We start from the raw sequence: 22,799 nt of genomic DNA on the forward strand, positions 1-22,799 counted from the left end.
TTCAATACCGGCGCGCTCGCCGGACTGGTGCAAAATGAGAATTTTTCCACTCGTGGTCCCTGCATTCATGCTCCTCGTCGCCTGTGGCTCCGACGCCGACCCGCCTTCGGGCGACCAGGCTAGCTCCAGCTCCAGCTCCAGCTCGACCGGCGTCGGGGGGGCAGGCGGAGGCGCCGCGACGAGCGCCAGCACGACCGCCTCGACCAGCGCGAGCTCCGTCGGCAGCGGCGGAGCCGGCGGCGACGGCGGCGCTGGCGGCGGCGGGGGAGCCGGCGGCAGCGGCGGCGAAGACCTGCTCGCGGCGGCCGCCAGCATCGACGGCTTCCGCTGGGAGATCCCGTGCGACCAGGACCCCGGCAACCGCGACGAGTGCGCGACGTCCACGCGGGTCGACGAGAAGAGGACGTTCGGCGGCTCGCCCGACACGGTCTACCAGGTGACCGTCCGGCTCCGGGGCGTGGTCGAGCCGGAGACGTATCGTGGCGGCACGCCCGACGGCATGCACTTCCGCGTGGGCGGCACGCCCGACAACGCGACGTACAACAGGTACAGCTTCTCGGTGTCCGACCCGCCCGAGGTCTACTACCTCAACGACAACCCCACCGTGGGGCACGACGTGTTCATCATCGACCACACGAAGACCATCCCGATCCGCGGCGGAGCCACCGTGTCCTTCCTGGGCGACGATCCGAATCGTACGATGATCGCCAACTATAAGCATCTGGTCGTGGACGGCGTGCCGCCGGCGCCCGAGCCGTTCATCGGCCAGTTCATCCAGCTCGACGTGCAATCCGTCGAGCTGGCGCAGCCGTGACCTCGCGCCGCGGCGCACCGCGCGCCGCGGCGCTCTCTTCCGGCCGCCTTGAGGAGTGACGTTATCCTTGAGGAGCGACGTTATATCGATGCATTCCTGCATCGAAGCAGCCGATTCTACGCTACAAACTTACCCGCTTAAGCACAGGAGAACCTTATGAGAATGCGATTCGAACGATGGCCCCTGCTGACCGCCCTCGCGCTCGTCGCGTGCGGTCCCGTCGATCAGCTCGACCTCGACGAAGAGGGCTTCGACTTCGGCGACGCAGCCGAGAGCGTCACCATCGACGCAGCGGCGACCTACACGATCGTCGGCGTGCAGAGCGGAAAATGCGTCGAGGTGGCCGGGGGCAGCACCGCTGACGGCGCGGGCTTGCAGATCGCCACCTGCAACGGGTCTGCGCGGCAACAGTTCCGCATGGAATCGGCGAGCGGCGGCTACTATCGCATCCGCAACGTGGGCAGCGACCGCTGCATGGACGTCGCGAGCGCCTCGACCACCGACGGCGCCCGCGTCCAGCAATACTCCTGCTGGACCGGGGAGAACCAGCAGTGGTCGTTTGCGGACGTCACCGGCGGCGCCGTGCGCCTCACGGCGCGCCACAGCGGCAAGTCCCTGGACGTCTACGGCCGCGGCACCGCGGACGGCACCGCCGTGATCCAGTGGGCGTCGAACGGCGGGACGAACCAGCAATTCCGACTCACGCCCGTGAGCTCGGGCGGAACGGGGACCGGCACCGGTGGAGGCAAGTTCGTCGGCAACATCACGACCGGCGGGCAGGTGCGATCGGATCTGGCCCGATACTGGAACCAGCTCTCCCCGGAGAACGAGGGCAAGTGGGGCTCCGTCGAGGGCCAGCGCAACGTCATGAACTGGTCCGGCATGGATCGGGTCCGGGATTACGCGCGCCTGAACAACATTCCTTACAAGGGCCACACCCTGATCTGGGGCGCCCAGCAGCCGGGCTGGCTCGCCGGTCTGTCGCAGAGCGAGCAGCGCGCGGAGGTGGAGGAGTGGATCCGGGCGTTCTGCCAGCGCTACCCGGACGTCGCCATCATCGACGTCGTGAACGAGCCGCCCCCGCACACCACGCCGGTGTACATGAACGCCCTCGGCGGCGCGGGAGCGAGCGGGTACGACTGGATCGTGCAAGCGTTCAAGTGGGCGCGGCAGTACTGCCCGAACGCCAAGCTGCTGCTCAACGACTACAACAACATCGAGTACAGCGGCGACAACCAGAACACGATCAACATCGTCAATCGGATCCGGGCGGCAGGGGCGCCCATCGACGGCATCGGAGCGCAGGCCCACGCCGCGTTCTCGATGCCGACCAGCACCGTGAAGACCTTCCTCGACCGGCTCGCCGCCACCGGTCTGCCGGTCTACATCACCGAGTACGACATCAACCTGGCGAACGACGCGCAGCAGCTCAGCGTGATGCAGAGCCAGTTCCCCATGTTCTACGACCATCCCAGCGTGAAGGGCATCACGCTGTGGGGCTACGTCAGCGGCCAGACGTGGCTCTCCAACTCGGGGCTCATGAGCAGCGGCGGCCAGATGCGGCCCGCCATGTCCTGGCTGATGGGCTACCTGGGGCGCTGACCGCGCCGACGCGCGCGCCCCCCGCGCGCGTCCCCGACAGCCGCGCGCCCGGAGAGCGCCGCGCAGGCTCGTCCTCACGGCGCAGGTTCGACGGAGCCTGCCCGTGAGCCCGAGCCCGCGCGGCCGATCCCGGGCGCCCTGTGTGTCTTGTTTGCAGCTTCATACCCTGGTGAGTACAGGAGACGATGATGAGAATCGGACTTCGACTATCTTTGCTGTCCACGATGTTCGCCGCCGCGACCGCGTGCGGTCCCGCCGAGCAGCTCGACGAAGAGGGCTTCGATTTCGGCGACCTGGCGGAGAGCGTCACCATCGACACCGCGGCGACCTACACGATCGTCGGCGTGCAGAGCGGAAAGTGCGTCGAGGTGGCCGGAGGCAGCACCGCTGACGGCGCCGGCGTGCAGATCGCGACCTGCAACGGCTCGGCGCGGCAACAGTTCCGCATGGAATCGGCGGGCGGCGGCTACTATCGCATCCGCAACGTGGGCAGCGACCGCTGCGTGGACGTCGCGGGAGCCGCTACCAGCGACGGCGCCCGCGTCCAGCAATACTCCTGCTGGACCGGGGAGAACCAGCAGTGGTCGTTCACCGACGTCACCGGCGGCGCCGTGCGCCTCACGGCGCGCCACAGCGGCAAGTCCCTGGACGTCTACGGCCGCGGCACCGCGGACGGCACCGCCGTGATCCAGTGGGCGTCGAACGGCGGGACCAACCAGCAATTCCGGGTCACGCCCGTGACCTCGGGCGGAGGGACGGGGGGCTCTGACGGCGGGGGCTGCGGCTTGCCCACCTCCTTCCGCTGGCAGTCGAGCGGCATCCTGGTGAGCCCGAAATCGGACGCGACTCACAGTATCGTGTCCATCAAAGACCCGACGGTCGTCTTCCACAACGATCGCTACAACATCTATGCCACCACGGCGAACACCGCCGGCAACTGGCAGATGACGCACCTGAGCTTCACCGATTGGCCCCAGGCCGCGTCCGCGCCGCACTATTATATGGATCGCACGCCCGGGTTCAGCGGCTACCGGTGCGCGCCGCAGATCTTCTTCTTCAGGCCGCAGAACAAGTGGTACCTCATCTATCAATCGCAGCCGCCGCAGTTCTCCACGACCGACGACCCGAGCCGCCCGGAGACGTGGAGCAGGCCCCAGAACTTCTTCGCGTCCACGCCGGCTGGCATGCCCAGCCTGCCCATCGACTACTGGGTGATCTGCGACAGCGCCAACTGCTACCTCTTCTTCACCGGCGACGACGGTAAGATGTACCGCAGCCAGACGGCCCTGCGCAATTTCCCGAGCGGGTTCGGTCCTGTCTCGGTCGCCCTTCAGGACTCGAATCGCAACAACCTGTTCGAGGGGAGCTCCACGTACAAGATCAAGGGCATGGACAAGTACTTGACGCTCATCGAGGCCATCGGCCCGACGGGCGCCAGGTTCTATCGCTCGTTCACCGCCGATCGCCTCGACGGCGCGTGGACCCCGCTCGCGCACACCTGGAACGCGCCGTTCGCAGGCCAGAACAACGTCACCTACGCGTCGGGCGTGGCCGACTGGAGCGATGACGTCAGCCATGGCGAGCTGCTCCGCGACGGCAACGACGAGACCGCGACGATCGACACCTGCAATCTCCAGTTCCTGTATCAAGGCCGCGATCCGAGGTCGGGCGGCGAATACTCGCAGCTCCCGTATCGCCTCGGGTTGCTGCGGGCAGCGCGCTAGAGCGCCGATCGCTCGAGAAATGAGCCGCCAAGGACGCCAAGAACGCCAAGAAGAGAACAAGAGCTTGGCGTCCTTGGCGGCTTGGCGGCTCGGCTTTCTGCTCTTTCGAGCGGCCTCAACGCCAGCGAAGCCGGCGACCGCGTGAGAGGCGATCGACGCCTGTAAGTGGTCAAATTTGAACATGAAGGCGGGAAGGCGGGAAGAAAAACTTGATGATCTTCCCGCCTTCCCGCCTTCATGTGGACTCTCTCTGGGGGAAGTTGACCACTATCCGGCGCCTCGAACCCCCGGCTCAGAACTGCGTGAAGAAGTCCCAGACCTCGCGAGCCGTGTACCAGTGGTAAGCGACGACGAGCCGGTAAGGACGGTCCTTGTCGTAGCCGGCGGGGAGCCACAGGATGTACTTGCGGTCCTTGCCACCGCTCCGGCTCGTGACGGTGCTCTTGTCCTTGACGTGCGGATCTCCTGCTCCCTCAGGCGAGGATCGAATCGACGAGCCCGCCCTCGAGGCTCTCGTCGCCGAAATCGTCGAGCGGGCCGCCCTGGCCGTTCTTGCAGCCGACCGCCGCGCCGATCGTGTTGAGCAGCTTGTTGTTGGTGATCTTGACGTCGACGAACTGGCCGGTCTTCAGGTAGCCCGCGGCGCCGCCGGCGAGGATGTACGGGACCCTCCGGTACCCGTGGAACTTGTCGGCATTGTCGTTGAGCCACACCGCCACGCCGCGGTCGAGGAGCGTCCCCGAGCCGAGCTCGTAGGACGAGAGCCGGTCGAGCAGGTGCTTGAACATCCGCGCGTGGATCCGGTCGATCTGGTGGTGCAGCTCCTGCGCGCCCTCGATCGGCGGACCGGAGGTGCCGTCGCTGTCGATGCGGTGGGAGATCTTGTGGTAGCTCTTCTGCCGGACGCCATGGATCGTGTACTCGGTCCCGTCGTTGCCGTCGCCCACCTGGAGCGTCGCCGCGCGCGTCACGCCGCACGCCATCGCGAGCGCGATGATATCCATCTGCATGCGCGTGACGGTCTCCACGTTCTCGGATCTGCCGACGTTCGGCGAGATCGCCTCCATCTCGGCGACCGCCTCCGCCGGGAGATTGCACGCGAGCGCGACCTCGAGATCGCGGATGCTGTCGAAATGGAGCGCTAGCCGCTCGCGATCGCTCTTGCTGAGGTCCTTCCGGCTCATGAGCGCCCGCATCTCCCCGCGCACCAGGTCGTTGACGCTGGCGCGGCGCTCGGTCAGCGCCTGCTGGGCCTCGGCGCCCACGTCGGCGAGCCCGAAGAGCTTCTTGTACGCGTTGAACGGGTTGCGCTCGGCGGCGCGGAGCTGCTTCGGCCCGCGGTACGAGAGCACCTCGTTGATGTAGCCGCCCATCCTGCCGGCGTAGAGCGTCAGCGGCTCGACGCCCGCCGGGTTGAGCTCGGTCGCGATGCGGTTGTCGATCGACTCGCCCATCGCGAGCGACTCGTTGCCCGATGGCTGATCCGACACGCGCGCGGCCGTCAGGCACTGGTTGCCGCCGCCGGAGTGGCCGCACCCGTTGGCCTTGAACGCGAAATCCACGCCGCGCACCATGATGAGCTGGCTCGCGTAGTCCTTGAGCTCGCTGACCGCCCGGTCGCTGTCCCGCTCCAGGGACGCCTTCGACAGCGGGCCCGTCTCGCTGGGCCAGAACATCTCGGGCTCGTCGCCGGCCGCCTGCGCCACGCCGTTCGCCTGGCGCATGAAGATCGCGAAGGGCGGCGCGTCGCCCGTGCCGGCCGCCGCGCGCCGGGGCGCGAACGTCTCCAGGAACGGGAGCGCGACCGTTACGCCAAACAGGCCTCGAAGCACACGTCGTCGGCTGATCATTGCGCCTCCGCGGGAACACGGGTGAGGAAGGTGTCGGACGAGACGACCTGAAGGATGAGCTCTTTGGTGGAGGCGCCGCCGCGCGACGCCTCGCCGAGTTCCTTGATGGACTGCCGGTCCTTCGCGCCCGTGCTGCGGCCCTGCGCGAACTCGATCCAGCGCCGCGCGTAGCACGCGTGGGCCTCGTCGCTCTCGGCGAGGATCCGGCTGAACTCGATCGCGTCCGCATAGCTCTTCAGCTCGCCGCCGAACCGGTAGGCGTCCGCGGCGTCGACCGGCACGCCGTTGTCGGTCGTGCGGTACTTGCCGATCGCGTCGTAATGCTCGAAGGCGAACCCGGCCGGGTTGATCCATGTCCCGTGGCACGCCTCGCCGCACGTCCCCTTGCCCGTGTGCGCCTCGACGCGCTCGCGGTTGGTCGCGTGCTCGCCCGGCGGCAGCCCCGTCGCGTTGTCCGGCGGCGGCGGCAGCGCGGCGCAGAGGACCCTGAGGTTCACGAAGACGCCGCGGTGGATCGAGTCCGGCTGCCGCGCCGTCGCCTTCGACGCGAGGAAGCCGAGGCGCGTGAGCAGCCCCGAGCGCTCCGCCTCGGCGAGCTCCACCTGCTCGAATTTGTCCGAGAACTCGCCCTCGACGCCGTAGACCGCGGCGAGGTGGTCGTTCACGAACGCGGTGCGCGAGGTGAGCAGGTCGGTGAGCCCACCCTCCTTGTCGAAGACGATGTGCTCCACGAACAGCTCCGCCTCGCGCTGCATGTCGTCCCCGATCTCGGGGACGAACTCCGGGTAGAGCGCCCGGTCCTTGTTGAGATCGTGGTACTGCTCGTAATCGTAGAGCTGCCGGTGGAACGCGCCGACGACCTCGCGGGCGCGCGGGTCGTCGAGCATGCGCTCGGCGTAGGCGCGGACGGCCTCGGGGGTCGAGAGCTCGCCCGCCTTCGCCGCCGCGAGGAGGTCGTCGGAGGGCATCGTGTTCCAGAAGAGGTACGCGAGCTTCGTCGCGATCTCGTGGCCGCTCAGCGGGATGAGCCCGCCCTTCGCGGGCCCGGCGCCGACCTCGACCCGGTAGACGAAATGGGGTGACTGCAGAAACGCCTCGAGCGCCGCGCGCGCGCCGGCGGCGAACGGATCGTCGCCCTCGAAGAGCTCCTCGCCGCGGTGGAACAGCGCGAGGTACGCGTCCCGCTCGCCGGCCGTGAGCGGCCGCCGGAACGCCCGCTCGCCGAACCGCTCGACGAACGCAAGCGCCCGCGCCTCCGGCTCGTCCGGCAGGTCCGCGGGCGCGATCCGATCGAGCTTGCCCTTGTCTTCGGCCACCATCGCCGCGAGCTCCTCGGCGGCGCGCTGGTAATCGCTCCAGAGCCCCGGGGTCACGAGGAGCGCGGCCTCGTTGTTGTCGAACACGCCGCCGAGCGGATCGGTCGTGAACGACGCCGAGAGACCGGGCCTGTCGTCGAGGCGCAGGAGATCGCGCACCGTGTTCTCCCACTGCGCGTGGCTCAGCCGCGGGAACATGCTGCGCTCGGCGACCTGCGCCGCCGCCGCGCCGCCCGGCGAGGCACCGTCGCCCTGAGCCGGGTCGCCCAGGGAGCCGGTGCACCCCGCGAGGAGGAGCGCCGCAGCGCAGAGCCCCGCGCCGAGCGCCCGCCTCCAGCGCGGTCGGCCGGTGATCGAAAAAGACGGTGAGGTCATCATTGTCTCCTCAACAGGCTCTGACGAGTGAGCAGCTCTTTCAGCGTGGCTGACAGCGCAACCACCAGAGACCAGAAACGGTGTGTTCTCCTCCGTCATCGAGCGCGGCTTCGGTTTGACCCGCGACGTCTGGCCGGCGGCCGATCGACGACGAGCAATTCGAGCCCGACCGGAGCTCGCCACATCGCTCGTGCGCGAAATCGCGAGGGATCGCGCGATCCCGGGAGGCGCGCGACCGCGGGCGACCTGCGGTGCGCCGATCCGCCGCTCGCGGCGCGCACCGCAGGACGTACGGAGTCGGGGCGGGATCGAGCGGACGACGAGGGCCTCGGGCGCACGACACCCACCCAAGGCGAAGCAAAAGGATACCGCTTTGGTCGATTGTGAGCGTTCACATTGGGAGTGTCAACGCCAATCGACCGACGCCCCCGCTGCCTGCGAGTGGCGGCTGGTCGGATTTTTGGTGGGATCTCGACTTGCAAGTCCGTTACACTACGGACACGGACGCGCTTTCGGAGCAGCGCGCAGAGGGGCGAGGATGAGCCGCGACAGGAGCGAGGGCACGTCGGGAGCGAGCGGACGCGCCCACGCGCACGGGAGATCCGGAGGAGACCGCGGCTCGGGCGCAGAGGGCTCGGCGGGCGCGTATCGCGAGCTCGACGGGAGCCCCGCGCGGGGTGGGGTGTCCGCGCACATCGGTGGCGACATCGACCCCAAGGCAGAGAGCGCGGCGCTGCGCGCGCGCGTCGAAGAGCTGGAGAGCGAGCTGGCCGCGCTGCGCGGTGAGCTCGCGCGCGAGAGAGGGCTGGTCAGCGCGTCAGCGGGGTACCTCGACGCGCCGTTCGCGCGGGGCGCCACGCGGGTGCCGGCGCTGGTCCACTGGCGCCTGGATGGCACCGTGACGCGCTGGAGCGACGGCGCCGAGGGCCTCTTCGGTTGGAGCGAGGGCGAGGCCGTGGGCCGCCGCCTCTCCGACCTCGTGGCCGCGGATCCGGTGTCGCCCCAGGCGGTGCAGGCGTTCAAGCACGACGCTGGCGAGAGCTTCTTCGCCACGACCACGAGCGCGGGCACGACGAGAGAGGGAGACGCGATCACCTGCCGGTGGACCTACGCCGTGCTGCGCGACGAGCGAGGCGACGTCCGGGAGATCGCGGCCATCGTGGATGAAGGCGACGATCCGCGGCGGAGAGAGCACCTGGTGCACGAGCGCTATCAGCTCCTCCTGCAGCTCGTGGACAACTCGCCGAACGTCATGTTCATCAAGGACGCGGAGGGGCGGTACGTGTTCGTCAACCGCCATTATGCGCGCGCGCTCGGGCGGCACGCCATCGAGTTCCTCGGCAAGGACGAGCATGAGTTCGGCGCCACGCCGCCCAACGTCGCCGACGCGATCGTGGCGAAGGAACGCGAGGTCTTCGCGAGCGGCCGGCCGTTGCGGTACGAAGAGGTGCTGGACTACGGCAGCCAGAATTTCTATTTCTCCACGGTCAAATTCCCGGTTCACGACGCGCGCGGCGAGCTGGTCGGCGTCGGCGGCGTCGTGAGAGAGGACACCGACCTGAGGCGCTCGGAGGCCGAGCGCGCCGCGCTGCAGGAGCAGGTCATCGCCGCGCAGCGGGAGACGCTCCGGGAGCTCTCGACGCCGCTCATCCCGCTCGCCGACGGCGTCCTGGCCATGCCGCTCGTCGGAACGCTCGACCGCGCGCGGGTGGGGCAGGTGATGGAGACGCTGCTCGCCGGGATCAGCAGCCAGCGCGCCCACACCGCGCTCCTCGACATCACCGGCGTGCGCGCCGTCGACGCGCTCGTCGCCGACGCGCTGACGCGGACCGCGCGCGCCGCCCGGATGCTCGGCACGCGCGTGGTGCTCACGGGCATCCGCCCGGAGGTGGCGAGGGCCCTGATCGAGCTCGGCGCGGACCTCTCCGGCATCGTCACGCTGAGCAGCTTGCAGAGCGGCATCGCCCACGCGCTCCGGCCCACGGAGCGCCCGCGCGCCGCCCGTTGAGCGACCGAGCCGGCGCCGCCGGTGCTGGCGGCCGCGCTCGGGCCCGCGGTCACGCGCGGGCGAGGGGAGCGCCCGCTCCGGGCTGCGCCGCGCTCAGACCTGGATGCCTTGAAGCGGTGAGTTGACCCGCCCGGCGTCGATGCCGATCTCGGTCGCCTTCGAGCCCATGATCTGGGCGACCGTCAGGAGCGCCTTGCTCAGGTTGTCGCCGGGGAAGTTGTGGTGCTCGTCGCCGCGCAGCCGCCCGCCGGCCTTGCCCGCGAAGAGCACCGGCCATTCCGTCCGCGAGTGCGTCTTTCCCCAGGCGGTGTCGGACGTGACGAAGACGAGCGAGCTGTCGAGCAAGTTCGAGCTGCCGTGCGGCGTATTCTTGAGCTTGGTCAAGAACTCGTTGAGGCAGCGCATCGTGTAGATCACGCCCTTGTCGACGCGGGGCTGGCTGGATTGATCCCCGGGATCGCCGTGACAGATGGTGTCGTGGAAGTCGTCGTTCATGTCCTGCGCGAGGTGCCGGTAGTAGACGTGCGCGGCGGGCAGCGAGAACATGAAGGAGAGCACGCGGGTCCTCTCGCAGGCGAGCGCGAGCGCCGAGAGCTCGACCATGGCGGTGTTCACCGCCGGGGGCGCCTCGCTCTGTACATCCTTGCCGACGGCGGGGGCCGTCGGGCTGCTGCACTCCGCTGGCGTGCCGTCGCCGGGGGCCGTCGTCTCGAGGCGTCGCTCGATGGCGCGGATCGAGTCGAGGTGCTGCTCCACGCGTTGCCTGTCGGCCGCGCCGAGCCGCTGCTGCAGGCTCGCGCCGTCTTCCAGGACGGAGTCGAGCACGCTCTTCCGGACCCGCGCGAGCTTCGCGGCCTGCTCCGCTTGCGGATCGCTGGGCGCGGGCGATGTGCCCATGAACAACCGATTGAACACGGCCTTCGGGTCGAATTCCGGGTTGTTGCGCGAGTTCGGCCCCCGGTGCGAGACCGTGTGCAGCGAGTCCTGGGGGCCTCCCGGCGTCGCCGGCGTCAATCCCACCTCGAGAGAGCGGTACGGCGCCCCCGCCGAGATGACATCCGCGACGATCTGGTCGATGGAGGCGGCCCGCACGGCGTTGCCGCCGAGCGGCGCGCCGGTCGTCGCCCCCGCCGACCCGGTGGGGTGCTCGAGGCCGGACACGACGAGCTTGTTCTCGAGGCCGCTGATCACGGTGAGGTGCGACTTGTGGTCGGCGAGCGGCTGGAGCTCGGGGCTGAGCTCCCAGGCCGAGCCGGAGCCCGTGCGCGCCGGCTTCCAGCGGCCGGGCAGCGTGCCGTTCCCGAAGAACCAGGTGACGTAGAGCGGCGAGACCGGGGCGTTCGGCGCGGCGTACGCCGTGCCGCTCTGGTTCAGCATGATCTCCAGCAGGGGGAGCGGGATGGTGACGGCGGCGCCCGTCGCCAGCATGCCCCGGAGTACCGTTCGTCGGTTCAAAGCTTTAAGCGTCATGGGGAACACCGTGCGATGAGGGGTGACGTGTTCGCGAGCGCGGGCGGCGCGCCCGCTCCGGGCTGCGCCGCGCTCAGACCTGGATGCCTTGGAGCGGTGAGTTGACCCGCCCGGCGTCGATGCCGATCTCGGTCGCCTTCGAGCCCATGATCTGGGCGACCGTCAGGAGCGCCTTGCTCAGGTTGTCGCCGGGGAAGTTGTGGTGCTCGTCGCCGCGCAGCCGCCCGCCGGCCTTGCCCGCGAAGAGCACCGGCCATTCCGTCCGCGAGTGCGTCTTTCCCCAGGCGGTGTCGGACGTGACGAAGACGAGCGAGCTGTCGAGCAAGTTCGAGCTGCCGTGCGGCGTGTTCTTGAGCTTCGTCAAGAACTCGTTGAGGCAACGCATCGTGTAAATCACGCCCTTGTCGACGCGAGGCTGGCTCGATTGATCCCCGGGATCGCCGTGGCAGATGGTGTCGTGGAAGTCGTCGTTCATGTCCGGCGCGAGGTGCCGGTAGTAGATGTGCGCGGCGGGCAGCGAGTACATGAACGAGAGCACGCGGGTCCTCTCGCAGGCGAGCGCGAGCGCCGAGAGCTCGACCATGGCGGTGTTGACCGCCGGGGGGGCTTCGCTCTGCATGTCCTTGCCGGCGGTGGGGGCCACCGGGGTACTGCATGCACTCGGCGAATCCTCGCCGGAGGCCGTCGCCTCGAGGCGCCGCTCGATGGCGCGGATCGACTCGAGGTGCTGCTCCACGCGGTGCCTGTCGGTCGCCCCGAGCCGCTGCTGCAGGCTCGCGCCGTCTTCCAGGACGGAGTCGAGCACGCTCTTCCGGACCCTCGCGAGCTTCGCGGCCTGCTCCGCTTGCGGGTCGCTGGGCGCGGGCGATGTGCCCATGAACAGCCGGTTGAACACGGCCTTCGGGTCGAACTCCGGGTTGTTGCGCGAGTTCGGCCCCCTGTGCGAGACCGTGTGCAGCGAGTCCTGAGGGCCGTTCGGCGTCGCCGGCGTCACGCCCACCTCGAGAGAGCGGTACGGCGCCCCCGCCGAGATGACGTCCGCGACGACCTGGTCGATGGATGCGGCCCGCACGGCGTTCCCGCTGATCGGCGCGCCGGTCGTGGCCCCCGCCGACCCCGAGGGGTGCTCGACGCCGGACACGACGAGCTTGTTCTCGAGGCCGCTGATCACCGTGAGGTGCGACTTGTGGTCGGCGAGCGGCTGGAGCTCGGGGCTGAGCTCCCAGGCCGAGCCGGAGCCCGTGCGCGCCGGCTTCCAGCGGCCGGGCAGCGTGCCGTTCCCGAAGAACCAGGTGACGTAGAGCGGCGAGACCGGGGCGTTCGGCGCAGCGTACGCCGTGCCGCTCTGGTTCAGCATGATCTCCAGCAGGGGGAGCGGGATGGTGACGGCGGCGCCCGTCGCCAGCATGCCCCGGAGTACCGTTCGTCGGTTCAAAGCTTTAAGCGTCATGGGGAATACCGTGCGACTAGCGTTGGGGGGCGACGGACGAAAAGGCCTTGCTCGTCACGACGTCGAGGACCAGCTCGCGCAGCTGGAACCCCGACGCTTCGAACGAAGCGCTCAGCTCGTTGACGACGCTGCCGTCGACGTCTCGCTCCTCGTGCCCCGCCGCATACGAGTAGAATTTGCGGACGAGGCATTGCGCGACCTTCTCGTTCGAGCCGATGGCCTCGCCGAGCTCGCGCGCGTCGGCGACCGGCTGCTTGTCGAACGACCCGCTCGGGTCGATCGGCAGGCCGTGGTCGGTCGTGCGGTAGCGGCCGATCGCGTCGAAGTTCTCGAGCGGCAGGGCCAAGGGGTCCATGAACGCATGGCAACCGGCGCAGGTGGGGTCGGTCCGGTGGCGCTCGAGCCGCTGACGCTTGGTGAGGGGCATATCCGCGGTCGGCTCGTCGAGCACGATGTCGACGTCGCCGGGGGGCAACGGGATGGTCTTGCACAGAAGGGCCTCGCTCATGAACCTGCCGCGCAGGGTGGGGGAGCCCTCTTTCTGGTTCGCGAACTGCGAGAGGAAGCCTGCCTTGCCGAGGATCCCGAGGCGCGGGCCGTCCGCGGGCAACGAGCGGACCTCGAAGCGGTTCGAGCTGAGGCCGGTCGTGTCGAGGCCGTAGAGCTCGGCGAGCTCCGAGTTGACGACGACCTTCGTGGTCGAGAACAGGTCGAGCGCGCTCGCCTGATCGTCGAACGCGAGGGCCTCCCAGGTGCCTCGCATGTCGCGGACCATCGCCTCTTGCAGCGCGGGGCCGTACTCCGGAAATAGCTCCGTGTCCTTGGCCTGCGTGCCGATGCGCTCGAGCCGCATGTACTCCTCGGCGAACGCGCCGACGGCCTCGCGTCCAGCGGGCGCGTCGAGCAGCCGCGTCGCCGCCTCACGGACCCCCTCCACCGTCTCGAGGGCGCCGCTCTTGGCCTGGTCGAGCAGCTCCTTGTCCGGCAGGCTGTTCCACACAAGGAACGCGAGCCGGGACGCCATCTCGTAGCCCGTCAGGCGGAGCGACCCGCTGGCGCTCGGCGCTCCGAGCTCCGGGCGATACAGGAAGTTCGGCGACGTGAAGAGGGCCACCGTCGCCCAGCGGGCACCCTCGATGGCGCTGCCGAGCTCGGTCGCGGCCGTCGCGGCGACCCCCGCGAGCCGGTCGACCTCCACGGCCTCGAGCGGGCGGCGCCACGCTCGGCGCCCCAGCGTCTCGATGAAGCCGCGCACGCAAGCGTCGTCCTGCGCGCCGCTGGGCGCGCAACCGATGAATCGTTCCCGCCTCGCGGAATCCGCGAACACCGTGTTCACGGCGTCCTCGATGGCCGTGTGGTACTGCTCGACGCCGCGTTCCGAGGTCACGACGGTCGCGGCGCCGATGACTGCAAAGTTACCGTTCCAGCTGTCGGAGTCGAGCTTATTGACGTCGACCTCGACCTCGAACACGTCGCGCACCGCGTTGCGGAACTGCGTTCGCGTCAAACGGCGCAGCATCCCGGCAGCGGGCTGGAACGGCGGAGGAGCCGAGCCCGTCGACGGTCCGTCGCTTCCAACGGAGGGCGGCCCATCGCCGTCATCCGAGTCACCCAGCGTGCCCGTGCACGCGGCCGCGAATGCGAGCGTGCACACAGCGGCGATCTCTCTTGAAGTACGGCGCTCGTGCCACCACGGCTTCTTCATCTTGCTCTCCGATAACGTAAGGGAGTGACGACGCACGGGTGCCCGCGGCGGGCAATCCTGCCTCAGGGCTGCTGGTCGCACCTCGAACCGCACATCGCCCGGCGTGACCTGGGCACAACGTTGATCACCGTCAGCGATCGCTTGCGCGACGACCGTGCGAGCGGTGTCGGCGCGCGGATCGATCCCGATCCCGAGGACGCAGGGCCCGGTACGCACGGCCGCCTCCTCCGGGGCAAAGCGAAAGAATACCCCTGGGGAGAATGTGAACGTTCACATAGCCGATGTCAAAACAAATGTGACGGAGCGTCCGCGCCCGGACCCGGTGGAGGACCGGGCCGGCGGGCCTACGCCGGAGGCCCGTACGCGCTCAGCGATTCCGGGGGGCCGCGGCCGTGCTCTTGCGCACGACCAGCTTGGTCTCGACCACGACGTGCGCATAGGAGCGGTGGCCGCTCTCGATCTGACCGAGCAGGAGGTGGAGGCACCTTCGCCCGAGCGCGGAAAAATCCTGGTTTACGGTGGTGAGAGGCGGCGTGAAGTAGGCCGCCTCCGGGATGTCGTCGAAGCCGACGATGCTGATGTCCTTCGGCACGTCGCGCCCGGCCTCGTGGAGAAAGCGGAGCAGGCCGAGCGCCATCTGGTCGTTGGCCACGAACACGCCGGTGATGCCCGGCGTGCGCACCAGCTGCGGGCCGAGCTCGTACCCCGAGCGGGCGCTCCAGTCGCCGCGCAGGAGAGGGGGCCGCTCGACGCCGGCGGCGACGAGCGTCGAACGCCAGCCGTCGATGCGCTGGTCGGCCTCGAGCCAGTCGGGCGGACCGGCGACGTGCCACACCGTCTTGTGGCCCAGGTCGAGGAGGTGGCGGGTCGCGGCCGCCGCGCCGCCGTGCTGGTCGACGGCGACCACCGGGATCGAGTCGTCCGGCCCACCCTCGACGGCGACCACCGGCACGTCGGAGGTGATGTGGCGGAGCGCGTCCACCGCCGACCGCTGCGGGGCGATGACCACGACGCCGTCGGCGCCCTGGTCGCACAGCCGCTTCACCGCGTCGACCACCGACGCGCGGCTGAGGGACTTGACACTGGCGATGCTGACGCCGTACCCGGCGTCGTGCGCCGCCTCCTCGAGCCCGAGGAGCGTCGACGCGGGGCCGTAGAGCGTCGTGTCGAAGCTGACCACGCCCAGCGTCCGCGAGCGCCCGGTGACGAGCGCCTGCGCCACGGAGCTCGGGCGGTAGTCGAGCTGGCGGATCGCTTCGAGCACGCGCTCGCGTGTCTCGCGGTGCACGTGGGGGCTGTCGTGCAGGACGCGCGAGACGGTCTGGTGCGAGACGCCGGCGAGCTTGGCCACATCGACCATGACCGCGGCGCGGCGCCCGCCTCGCTTGACGCGCCGCTCTGGAGGGGAGTTCTCAGCCATCGGGGCTGGAGCTTAGTCGTGAACGGACAGATTGGAATCCACATCGAACATGACCAGGGCTCGGCGCCCGTCCGCTTGACGCGCCGCTTCAGGAGCGATGCGCCAGCCGCCGCCGGGTCCCAGGCCCAGCCGTCGCGGGCAGGATCAGCATTGACTTCGGCCATGTGAACGTTCACAATGGCGCCTCATCCTTCGGCTTTGCCCCGAAGCGGGCCGCTGCGCGCGCCGGAACCGCCGCTGCCGGGCCCGTTCGGCACGGACGCCGTCCGCCAGCCGTCGTGGGCGCAGCCCAGCCGAGCGCGGGAGGGGCGGGCGAGGCGTGGGACCAGGAGCCACGATGACCATGAGGAGACTCGCTCGTTCTTCGTTGATGCTCGCAGCTGCCCTCTCGGCGCCGAGCTGCGCCGGACCCCTCGACACCCCGGGGTCCTCGACGGGAGGAGGCCAGGGTGGCTCCTCCGAGGGCACGACCGTCAGCACCGGCGGCGCCTCGACGACCAGCGCCGCCGTCTCCACGACCGGCGGCACCGGCGGCGGAGCGACGACGGGCGGGGTCGACGCCACCGGCGGCGGCGGCGGCGGCGCCGGCGGCGCTCCCCCCGGCGTGGCGAACGGGTACGCCCGGAACCCGATCGTGAGCCACATCTTCACGGCGGATCCGTCGGCGCACGTGTTCGAAGGGCGCGTGTACATCTACGCGTCCCACGACCCGGACGACCAGTCGGGCTACTCGATGGTCGACTACCACGTCTTCTCGTCGGACGACCTCGTGAACTGGCAGGATCACGGGGTCGCGCTGGCCGCGGCGGACACGTGGGCCAGGTACCTGTACGCTCCGGACGCCTGCTACAGCGAGGCTAACGGAAAATACTACCTGTACTTCCCGGATTCGGGGAGCGGGATCGGGGTCGCGGTCTCCGACACGCCGGGAGGCCCGTTCAAGGAAGCGCTGGGCAAGCCGCTCATCTCGAAAAGCACGCCGGGCGTCGGGGACGTGGACTGGCTCTTCGACCCCACGTGCTTCATCGACGATGACGGCCAGGCGTACCTCTATTTCGGCGGAGGTCCGACCGGCACGGGCGACAACGCTCGCGTCATCCGGCTCGGCCGGGACATGATCAGCCTCGCGGACGCGTCGGCGACGACCATCAAGGCGCCGGCCTTCTTCGAGGCGTCGTTCATGCACAAGCGCGACGGGAAATACTACTTCTCGTACTCGACCGACTTCACGGGCCACGCGGCGTACATCGATTACATGATGAGCGACAACCCGATGACCGGGTTCACCTACGCAGGGACCGTCCTGCCGAGCCCGGCCGACAACAACGGCGACAACAACCACCACTCGATCGTCGAGTACCAGGGCAACTGGTACATCTTCTTCCACAACCGCGTGCTCGCGAAGCGCGACGGCTTCTCGAACTACCAGCGCAGCATCACGGTCGACAACCTGATGTACGACGCGCAGGGCAAGATCGTCCAGGTCTCCGCCACGAAGGGCAGGGTGGCTCAGCTGAAGAGCGTCAACGCGCGCGCCCGCATGGAGGCGGAGACCATGGCCGCCCAGCGCGGCATCGAGGTCGACGTCGTGCAAGAGGGCGGCGCGCGCGCCGGGGTCGCCGTGGGCTGGATCAACGACAAGGACTGGATCGGGTACTCGCAGCTCGACTTCGGCGGCGGCGTGGAGACGTTCCGTGCGCGCGTGTCCTCGGGCTCGACCGCTGGCGGCTCGATCGAGGTGCTGCTGGGCGGCTGCGAGGGGTTCACCGACGCGCCGGGCGAGCGCATCGGCGTGTGCGCGGTCGGCCCCACGGGAGGCTGGCAGGCGTGGACGGATGTCGAGTGCGCGGCTCCGGTTCCGCCGGGAGTCCACGATATCTGTCTACGCTTCACCGGTAACGGTTCTGATCCTCTGCTCAACCTGGATTATTTTCAGTTCAAGTGATCGCGGCGCCGCGCTCGACGCGCCGGCCAGACGAGCTCGCCCGCCCGGGAGCCGAGCCGCAGCAGCGGCACGGCGATTGTTGTTGACATCGAAGATGTTAACGTTCACATTGAAACATCATCACTTCGGATTGGCCATGAGCAGGTCGTCATGAGCACTGGGACCTTCGTCATCGGGATCGATTTCGGCACCGACTCCGTCCGTTCGGTCGTCGTGGACGCGCGCGACGGCGCGCTCGCGGGGGCGGCGGTCGCGCCCTACCCGCGCTGGGCGCAAGGTCGTTATTGCGACCCGCGCGAGCACCGGTTCCGCCAGCATCCGCTCGACTACCTCTCTGCGATGGAGTCGTCGATCCGAGCGGCCCTGGCGCAGGCGGGCGGCGACGTGGCCGCCCGCGTGCGCGGGATCTCGGTCGACACCACCGGCTCGACGCCGGTCCTGGCCGACGCGAAGGGCAGGCCGCTCTCGCTGCTCCCTGGCTTCGAGGAGGATCCGGACGCGATGTTCATCCTCTGGAAGGACCACACCGCCGTGGCCGAGGCGGCGCGGATCAACGAGCTCGCCCGCTCCTGGGGCGGCCCGGATTACACGAAGTTCTCGGGGGGCGTGTACTCCTCCGAGTGGTTCTGGGCCAAGGCGCTCCACGTCATCGAGAACAACCCGGCGGTGGCGCGCGCGGCGGTCACCATCCTCGAGCACTGCGACTGGATCCCAGCGGTCCTCACCGGCACCGAGGATCTCGGGCGGATCCGGCGGAGCCGCTGCGCCGCGGGCCACAAGGCCATGTGGCACCCGGAGTTCGACGGGTATCCGTCGAGCGATTTCCTGGCGAGGCTGAGCCCACGCTTGCCCGCGCTCAGGGAGACCCTCGGCTCGCGCACCTTCACCGCGGACGCGCCCTTCGGGACGATCTCGCCCGCGTGGGCCGCGACGCTCGGCATCCCGGCGGACGTCGTCGTGGGCGTCGGCGCCTTCGACGCGCACATGGGCGCGGTGGGCGGCGACATCCAGCCTCACCACCTGCTCAAGGTGATGGGCACGAGCACGTGCGACATGCTCGTCGCCCCGAAGACGGACGCGCCCGAGGTCCTGGTCGCCGGGATCTGCGGCCAGGTGGACGGCTCGATCCTCCCCGGCGCGATCGGCTACGAGGCGGGGCAGTCCGCCTTCGGCGACGTCTTCGCGTGGTTCAAGCAGCTGCTCAGCTGGCCGCTCCTCGCGATCCAGCCGGACGCCCCGGAGGCCGGCGATCCGCGCCGGGCGGCGCTCGCCGACGCGATCATGGACCGGATCATCCCCGCGCTGGACAAGGCCGCCGCGGAGATCCCGCCGTCGCGGAGCTCCGTCGTCGCGCTCGACTGGTTCAACGGGCGGAGGACGCCGGACGCGGACCAGCGGCTCCAGGGCGCGATCGCCCGCCTGGATCTGGGCACCGACGCGCCGCGGATCTACCGCGCGCTGGTCGAGGCGATCGCCTTCGGCTCGCGCGCCATCGTCGAGCGCTTCCGCGCGCAGGGGATCCGCATCGACGGCATCATCGGTATCGGAGGGGTCGCGCGCAAGAGCCCCTTGACCATGCAGGTCCTCGCGGACGTGCTCGACATGACCGTCGAGGTCCGCGCCGGCGAGCAGCCGGTCGCCCTGGGAGCGGCGATGTTCGCCGCGACCGCGGCGGGCCTGCACGCCACGATCGAGGACGCGCAGCGCGCGATGTCCTCCGGGACCGAGGCCCGTTATCGACCGGATCCCGCGCGCGCCAGGCTCTATGACGCGCTGTACAGGGATTATGTCGAGCTCGGATCGTTCGTGGAAGAGGAGCTGACGCAATGAGCGGTGTCGCGATGCAGGATCTTCGGGAGAGCTTCGAGGTTTGGTTCTTGACCGGCAGCCAGGACCTCTACGGCGAGGACACGCTGAAGCAGGTCGCCGAGCACGCGCGGGAGATCGCCGGGTTTCTCGACGCCTCGGGCAAGCTCCCGGTCAAGGTCGTCTGGAAGCCGACGCTGAAGAGCCCCGAGGCGATCCTCGCCGTCTGTCGCGAGGCGAACGCGACGCCGCGGTGCGCCGGCGTGATCACGTGGATGCACACGTTCTCGCCCGCGAAGATGTGGATCGCGGGGCTCACGCGGCTCGAGAAGCCGATCGCTCACCTGCACACGCAGCACGGGCGCGAGCTCCCCTGGGGGAGCATCGACATGGACTTCATGAACCTGCACCAGTCCGCCCACGGAGATCGCGAGTTCGGGTACATCGGCGCGCGTCTGCGCATCGAGCGGAAGGTCGTGGTCGGGCACTGGCAGGACGACGACGTGCTCGCCAAGCTCGACGTCTGGGCGCGCGCGGCCTGCGCGATGCTGGACGCGCGGCGGCTCAAGATCGCGCGCTTCGGCGGCATGAACATGCGCGAGGTGGCCGTCACCGGCGGGGACCGCGTCGAGGCGCAGGTCAAGCTGGGGTGGTCGGTGAACGGCTACGGCGTGGGCGACCTCGTCGGGCGGATCGCGGACGTGGACGAGGCCGAGGTCGAGCGCCTGGTGGCGGAGTACGACGAGGCGTACTCGGTCGCTCCCGCCCTGAGGAAGGGCGGCGCGCGCCGCAACGATCTGCGCTACGCGGCGAGGCAGGAGGCGGCGCTGCGCTCCTTCCTGAAGGAGGGCGGCTTCGGCGGGTTCACGACGACCTTCGAGGACCTGCACGGGCTCAAGCAGCTCCCCGGCCTCGCGGTGCAGCGGCTCATGGCCGACGGCTACGGCTTCGGCGCCGAGGGCGACTGGAAGTCGTGCGGCCTCGTCCGCGCGCTGAAGGTCATGGCGACCGGGCTGCGCGGCGGCGTCTCGTTCATGGAGGACTACACCTATCACCTCGTCGACGGGAAGGAGCGGGTCCTCGGCGCCCACATGCTCGAGATCTGCCCGACGATCGCCGCGGGGAGGCCGTCGCTGGAGATCCACCCGCTCTCCATCGGCGGCAAAGCGGACCCGTGCCGGCTGGTCTTCGACTCCGGGATCGGGCCCGCCGTGAACGTGTCCATGATCGATCTGGGCGGCCGCATGCGGATGGTCGCGAACGAGCTCGAGGCGGTGCCGCCCGAGGAGGAGATGCCGAACCTGCCCGTGGCGCGCGCGGTGTGGATCCCGAAGCCGGACTTCAAGCGCGCGTGCGAGGCCTGGATCCTCGCGGGTGGCGCTCATCATTGCGCGCACAGCCGCGCCGTGACGATGGAGCACCTGGAGGACTTCGCGTCGATCGCCGGCGTGGAGCTGATCCGCATCGGGGTCGGGACCGAGATCCACGCGCTGAGGAACGAGCTGCGCTGGAACGACCTCGCCTACCGGCTGTCGCGCTGAGGGATGTGACGTGAGCGCGACCTACCGAGAGCTGCGAGAGCGCGCCTGGGCGGCGAACCTGGAGATCCCGCGCCGAGGGCTCGCGATCTACACGTTCGGCAACGTCTCGGCGTTCGACCGCGACCGGGGCGTCCTGGCCATCAAGCCGAGCGGCGTGCCGTACGACCGGCTGTCGATCGACGACATGGTGGTCGTCGATCTCGAGGGGAAGGTGGTCGAGGGCCAACTCCGACCTTCCTCGGATACCCGGACGCACATCGTCCTCTACGCGAACTTCCGCGGGGTGGGCGGCATCGTCCACACCCACTCGACCTACGCGACCGGCTGGGCGCAGACGGGCATGCCGATCCCGATCTACGGGACGACCCACGCCGATCACCTGGCCGAGGACGTGCCGTGCACCGCGGTGATGCGGCCGGACGCCGTGCAGGGCGACTACGAGACCGAGACCGGCAGGCAGATCCTCGAGTGCTTCGCGGAGCGGAACCCGCTCCACACGCCGATGGTGCTGGTGGCGGGACACGCCCCCTTCGCGTGGGGAGAGGACGCCGACAAGGCGGTGTACAACGCGGCGGTGCTCGAGGAGATCGCGCGGATGGCGTTCATCACGCGCGCCATCCACCCGGGCGCCCCGCGCCTCCCGGACGCGCTCGTGCGCAAGCACTTCGAGCGGAAGCACGGCAAGGGCGCGTATTACGGCCAGAAGTAAGGCCGGACACCGCGAGGGCGACGAAGAGCGAGCGTCCCGCGGACGAGATGTGCATAGGATGGAGCGGAAAGGAGCTGCGCCATGAAGAGGAGCCGTGTTGTCGCCGTCGCGGTGATGGTCCTGACTGGACTATCGGTGATCCTGGGTGGGTTGGGTTGTCAGTCGGAGAAGAAGAAGATCACGCTGGGGTTCTCGCAGATCGGCGCCGAGAGCGAGTGGCGGACGGCGAACACGAAGTCGATCGAGGAGGCCGCCAAGGCCGCGGGGATCGAGCTCAAGTTCTCCGACGCGCAGCAGAAGCAGGAGAACCAGATCAAGGCCATCCGGTCGTTCATCGCCCAGAAGGTGGACGTCATCGCGTTCTCGCCCGTGGTCGAGACCGGCTGGGAGCCCGTCCTGCGCGAGGCCAAGGCGGCCAAGATCCCGGTCATCTTGACCGATCGCGCCGTGGACACGAAGGACGACAGCCTCTGGGTCACCTTCATGGGGTCGGACTTCGTCGAGGAGGGCCGCCGCGCGGCGAAGTGGCTGGTCGAGAAGACGAAGGACCAGCAGGGCACCGTCAACATCGTCGAGCTGCAGGGCACGGTCGGCTCCGCCCCCGCCATCGATCGCAAGAAGGGGTTCGAGGAGATCATCAAGGACAAGCCGAACTTCAAGATCCTCCGCTCGCAGACGGGGGACTTCACCCGCGCCAAGGGCAAGGAGGTCATGGAGGCGTTCCTCAAGGCGGAGGGGAAGAACATCAACGTCCTCTACGCGCACAACGACGACATGGCGATCGGCGCGATCCAGGCCATCGAGGAGGCCGGCCTGAAGCCCGGCAAGGACATCCTGATCATCTCGATCGACGCGGTGAAGGGCGCGTTCGAGGCGATGATGGCCGGCAAGCTCAACGTGACGGTCGAGTGCAGCCCCCTGCTCGGGCCGCAGCTCATGAGCGCGGTGAACGACCTCGTGGCCGGCAAGACGTTGCCCAAGCGCATCGTGACCGAGGAGGGCGTCTTCCCGATGGAGACCGCCGCCGCGGAGTTCCCGAAGCGCAAGTACTGAGCGCGACGGAG

General features: G+C 69.3%; 15 protein-coding genes. 9 read left to right on the forward strand and 6 right to left on the reverse strand.

What is annotated here, in order from left to right:
* The first annotated feature begins 52 nt into the window (after positions 1–52).
* The 3 genes from WME98_RS36220 (at position 53) to WME98_RS36230 (ending at position 4,140) form a co-directional block, all read left to right on the forward strand.
* On the forward strand, positions 53–814 hold the full coding sequence (locus WME98_RS36220; protein WP_437946208.1) for a hypothetical protein: 762 nt from the start codon (positions 53–55) through the stop codon (positions 812–814).
* 156 nt (positions 815–970) lie between these two features.
* The gene (locus WME98_RS36225) at positions 971–2,416 is read left to right on the forward strand and encodes an endo-1,4-beta-xylanase (RefSeq protein WP_437946209.1); all 1,446 of its coding nucleotides are present in this window, start codon (positions 971–973) and stop codon (positions 2,414–2,416) included.
* A gap of 188 nt (positions 2,417–2,604) precedes the next feature.
* A complete protein-coding gene (locus tag WME98_RS36230; protein ID WP_437946210.1) occupies positions 2,605–4,140 on the forward strand; it encodes a non-reducing end alpha-L-arabinofuranosidase family hydrolase in 1,536 nt (511 codons plus the stop codon).
* A 473-nt stretch (positions 4,141–4,613) separates the two neighbouring features.
* Here the strand turns inward: WME98_RS36230 and WME98_RS36235 are convergent, their stop codons facing one another.
* Positions 4,614–5,972 carry a DUF1552 domain-containing protein gene (locus WME98_RS36235; RefSeq protein WP_437946212.1) on the reverse strand — a complete coding sequence of 453 codons (1,359 nt, stop codon included), beginning with the start codon at positions 5,970–5,972 and terminating at the stop codon, positions 4,614–4,616.
* Positions 5,973–5,986: 14 nt separating this feature from the next.
* Entirely contained in the window at positions 5,987–7,681 is a 1,695-nt protein-coding gene (locus WME98_RS36240; protein WP_437946213.1) for a DUF1592 domain-containing protein, read from the reverse strand.
* 538 nt (positions 7,682–8,219) lie between these two features.
* Between WME98_RS36240 and WME98_RS36245 the strand changes: the two genes are divergently transcribed.
* A complete protein-coding gene (locus WME98_RS36245) occupies positions 8,220–9,689 on the forward strand; it encodes a PAS domain-containing protein (RefSeq protein WP_437946214.1) in 1,470 nt (489 codons plus the stop codon).
* 93 nt (positions 9,690–9,782) lie between these two features.
* On the opposite strand, the gene WME98_RS36250 is transcribed toward WME98_RS36245, so the two are convergent.
* The 4 genes from WME98_RS36250 to WME98_RS36265 all read right to left on the reverse strand — a co-directional run bounded on the left by WME98_RS36250 (position 9,783) and on the right by WME98_RS36265 (position 15,734).
* On the reverse strand, positions 9,783–11,144 hold the full coding sequence (locus WME98_RS36250; RefSeq protein ID WP_437946215.1) for a DUF1552 domain-containing protein: 1,362 nt from the start codon (positions 11,142–11,144) through the stop codon (positions 9,783–9,785).
* 88 nt (positions 11,145–11,232) lie between these two features.
* Positions 11,233–12,594, reverse strand: coding sequence for a DUF1552 domain-containing protein (locus tag WME98_RS36255; RefSeq protein ID WP_437946217.1), 1,362 nt, complete (start codon positions 12,592–12,594; stop codon positions 11,233–11,235).
* A 31-nt stretch (positions 12,595–12,625) separates the two neighbouring features.
* Entirely contained in the window at positions 12,626–14,116 is a 1,491-nt protein-coding gene (locus tag WME98_RS36260; RefSeq protein WP_437946218.1) for a DUF1592 domain-containing protein, read from the reverse strand.
* Between the two features lie 565 nt (positions 14,117–14,681).
* Entirely contained in the window at positions 14,682–15,734 is a 1,053-nt protein-coding gene (locus tag WME98_RS36265; RefSeq protein ID WP_061628533.1) for a LacI family DNA-binding transcriptional regulator, read from the reverse strand.
* Between the two features lie 337 nt (positions 15,735–16,071).
* On the opposite strand from WME98_RS36265, the gene WME98_RS36270 reads away from it, so the two are divergent.
* The 5 genes from WME98_RS36270 to WME98_RS36290 all read left to right on the forward strand — a co-directional run bounded on the left by WME98_RS36270 (position 16,072) and on the right by WME98_RS36290 (position 22,788).
* Positions 16,072–17,679 carry a glycoside hydrolase family 43 protein gene (locus WME98_RS36270; RefSeq protein ID WP_437946220.1) on the forward strand — a complete coding sequence of 536 codons (1,608 nt, stop codon included), beginning with the start codon at positions 16,072–16,074 and terminating at the stop codon, positions 17,677–17,679.
* Positions 17,680–17,829: 150 nt separating this feature from the next.
* Positions 17,830–19,509: a ribulokinase gene (locus WME98_RS36275; protein WP_437946222.1), complete on the forward strand. Its 1,680-nt coding sequence runs from the start codon at positions 17,830–17,832 to the stop codon at positions 19,507–19,509.
* Between the two features lie 11 nt (positions 19,510–19,520).
* On the forward strand, positions 19,521–21,026 hold the full coding sequence (gene araA / locus WME98_RS36280) for an L-arabinose isomerase (protein ID WP_437954057.1): 1,506 nt from the start codon (positions 19,521–19,523) through the stop codon (positions 21,024–21,026).
* 10 nt (positions 21,027–21,036) lie between these two features.
* Positions 21,037–21,735, forward strand: coding sequence for an L-ribulose-5-phosphate 4-epimerase (locus WME98_RS36285; protein ID WP_061628530.1), 699 nt, complete (start codon positions 21,037–21,039; stop codon positions 21,733–21,735).
* A 114-nt stretch (positions 21,736–21,849) separates the two neighbouring features.
* On the forward strand, positions 21,850–22,788 hold the full coding sequence (locus WME98_RS36290) for an ABC transporter substrate-binding protein (protein ID WP_044988052.1): 939 nt from the start codon (positions 21,850–21,852) through the stop codon (positions 22,786–22,788).
* Positions 22,789–22,799: the final 11 nt, after the last annotated feature.

This window comes from Sorangium sp. So ce296, from assembly GCF_051529605.1.
GTDB classification, from domain to species: Bacteria; Myxococcota_A; Polyangia; order Polyangiales; family Polyangiaceae; genus Sorangium; species Sorangium cellulosum_D.

What these genes read in the sequence shown, in the direction of transcription:
- WME98_RS36225 (WP_437946209.1), top strand. Translation starts at nt 971, where the DNA reads ATGAGAATGCGATTCGAACGATGGCCCCTGCTGACCGCCCTCGCGCTC.
- WME98_RS36230 (WP_437946210.1), top strand. Translation starts at nt 2,605, where the DNA reads ATGAGAATCGGACTTCGACTATCTTTGCTGTCCACGATGTTCGCCGCC.
- WME98_RS36240 (WP_437946213.1), bottom strand. Translation starts at nt 7,681, where the DNA reads ATGACCTCACCGTCTTTTTCGATCACCGGCCGACCGCGCTGGAGGCGG.
- WME98_RS36245 (WP_437946214.1), top strand. Translation starts at nt 8,220, where the DNA reads ATGAGCCGCGACAGGAGCGAGGGCACGTCGGGAGCGAGCGGACGCGCC.
- WME98_RS36265 (WP_061628533.1), bottom strand. Translation starts at nt 15,734, where the DNA reads ATGGCTGAGAACTCCCCTCCAGAGCGGCGCGTCAAGCGAGGCGGGCGC.
- WME98_RS36270 (WP_437946220.1), top strand. Translation starts at nt 16,072, where the DNA reads ATGACCATGAGGAGACTCGCTCGTTCTTCGTTGATGCTCGCAGCTGCC.
- WME98_RS36275 (WP_437946222.1), top strand. Translation starts at nt 17,830, where the DNA reads ATGAGCACTGGGACCTTCGTCATCGGGATCGATTTCGGCACCGACTCC.
- araA (WP_437954057.1), top strand. Translation starts at nt 19,521, where the DNA reads ATGCAGGATCTTCGGGAGAGCTTCGAGGTTTGGTTCTTGACCGGCAGC.
- WME98_RS36290 (WP_044988052.1), top strand. Translation starts at nt 21,850, where the DNA reads ATGGTCCTGACTGGACTATCGGTGATCCTGGGTGGGTTGGGTTGTCAG.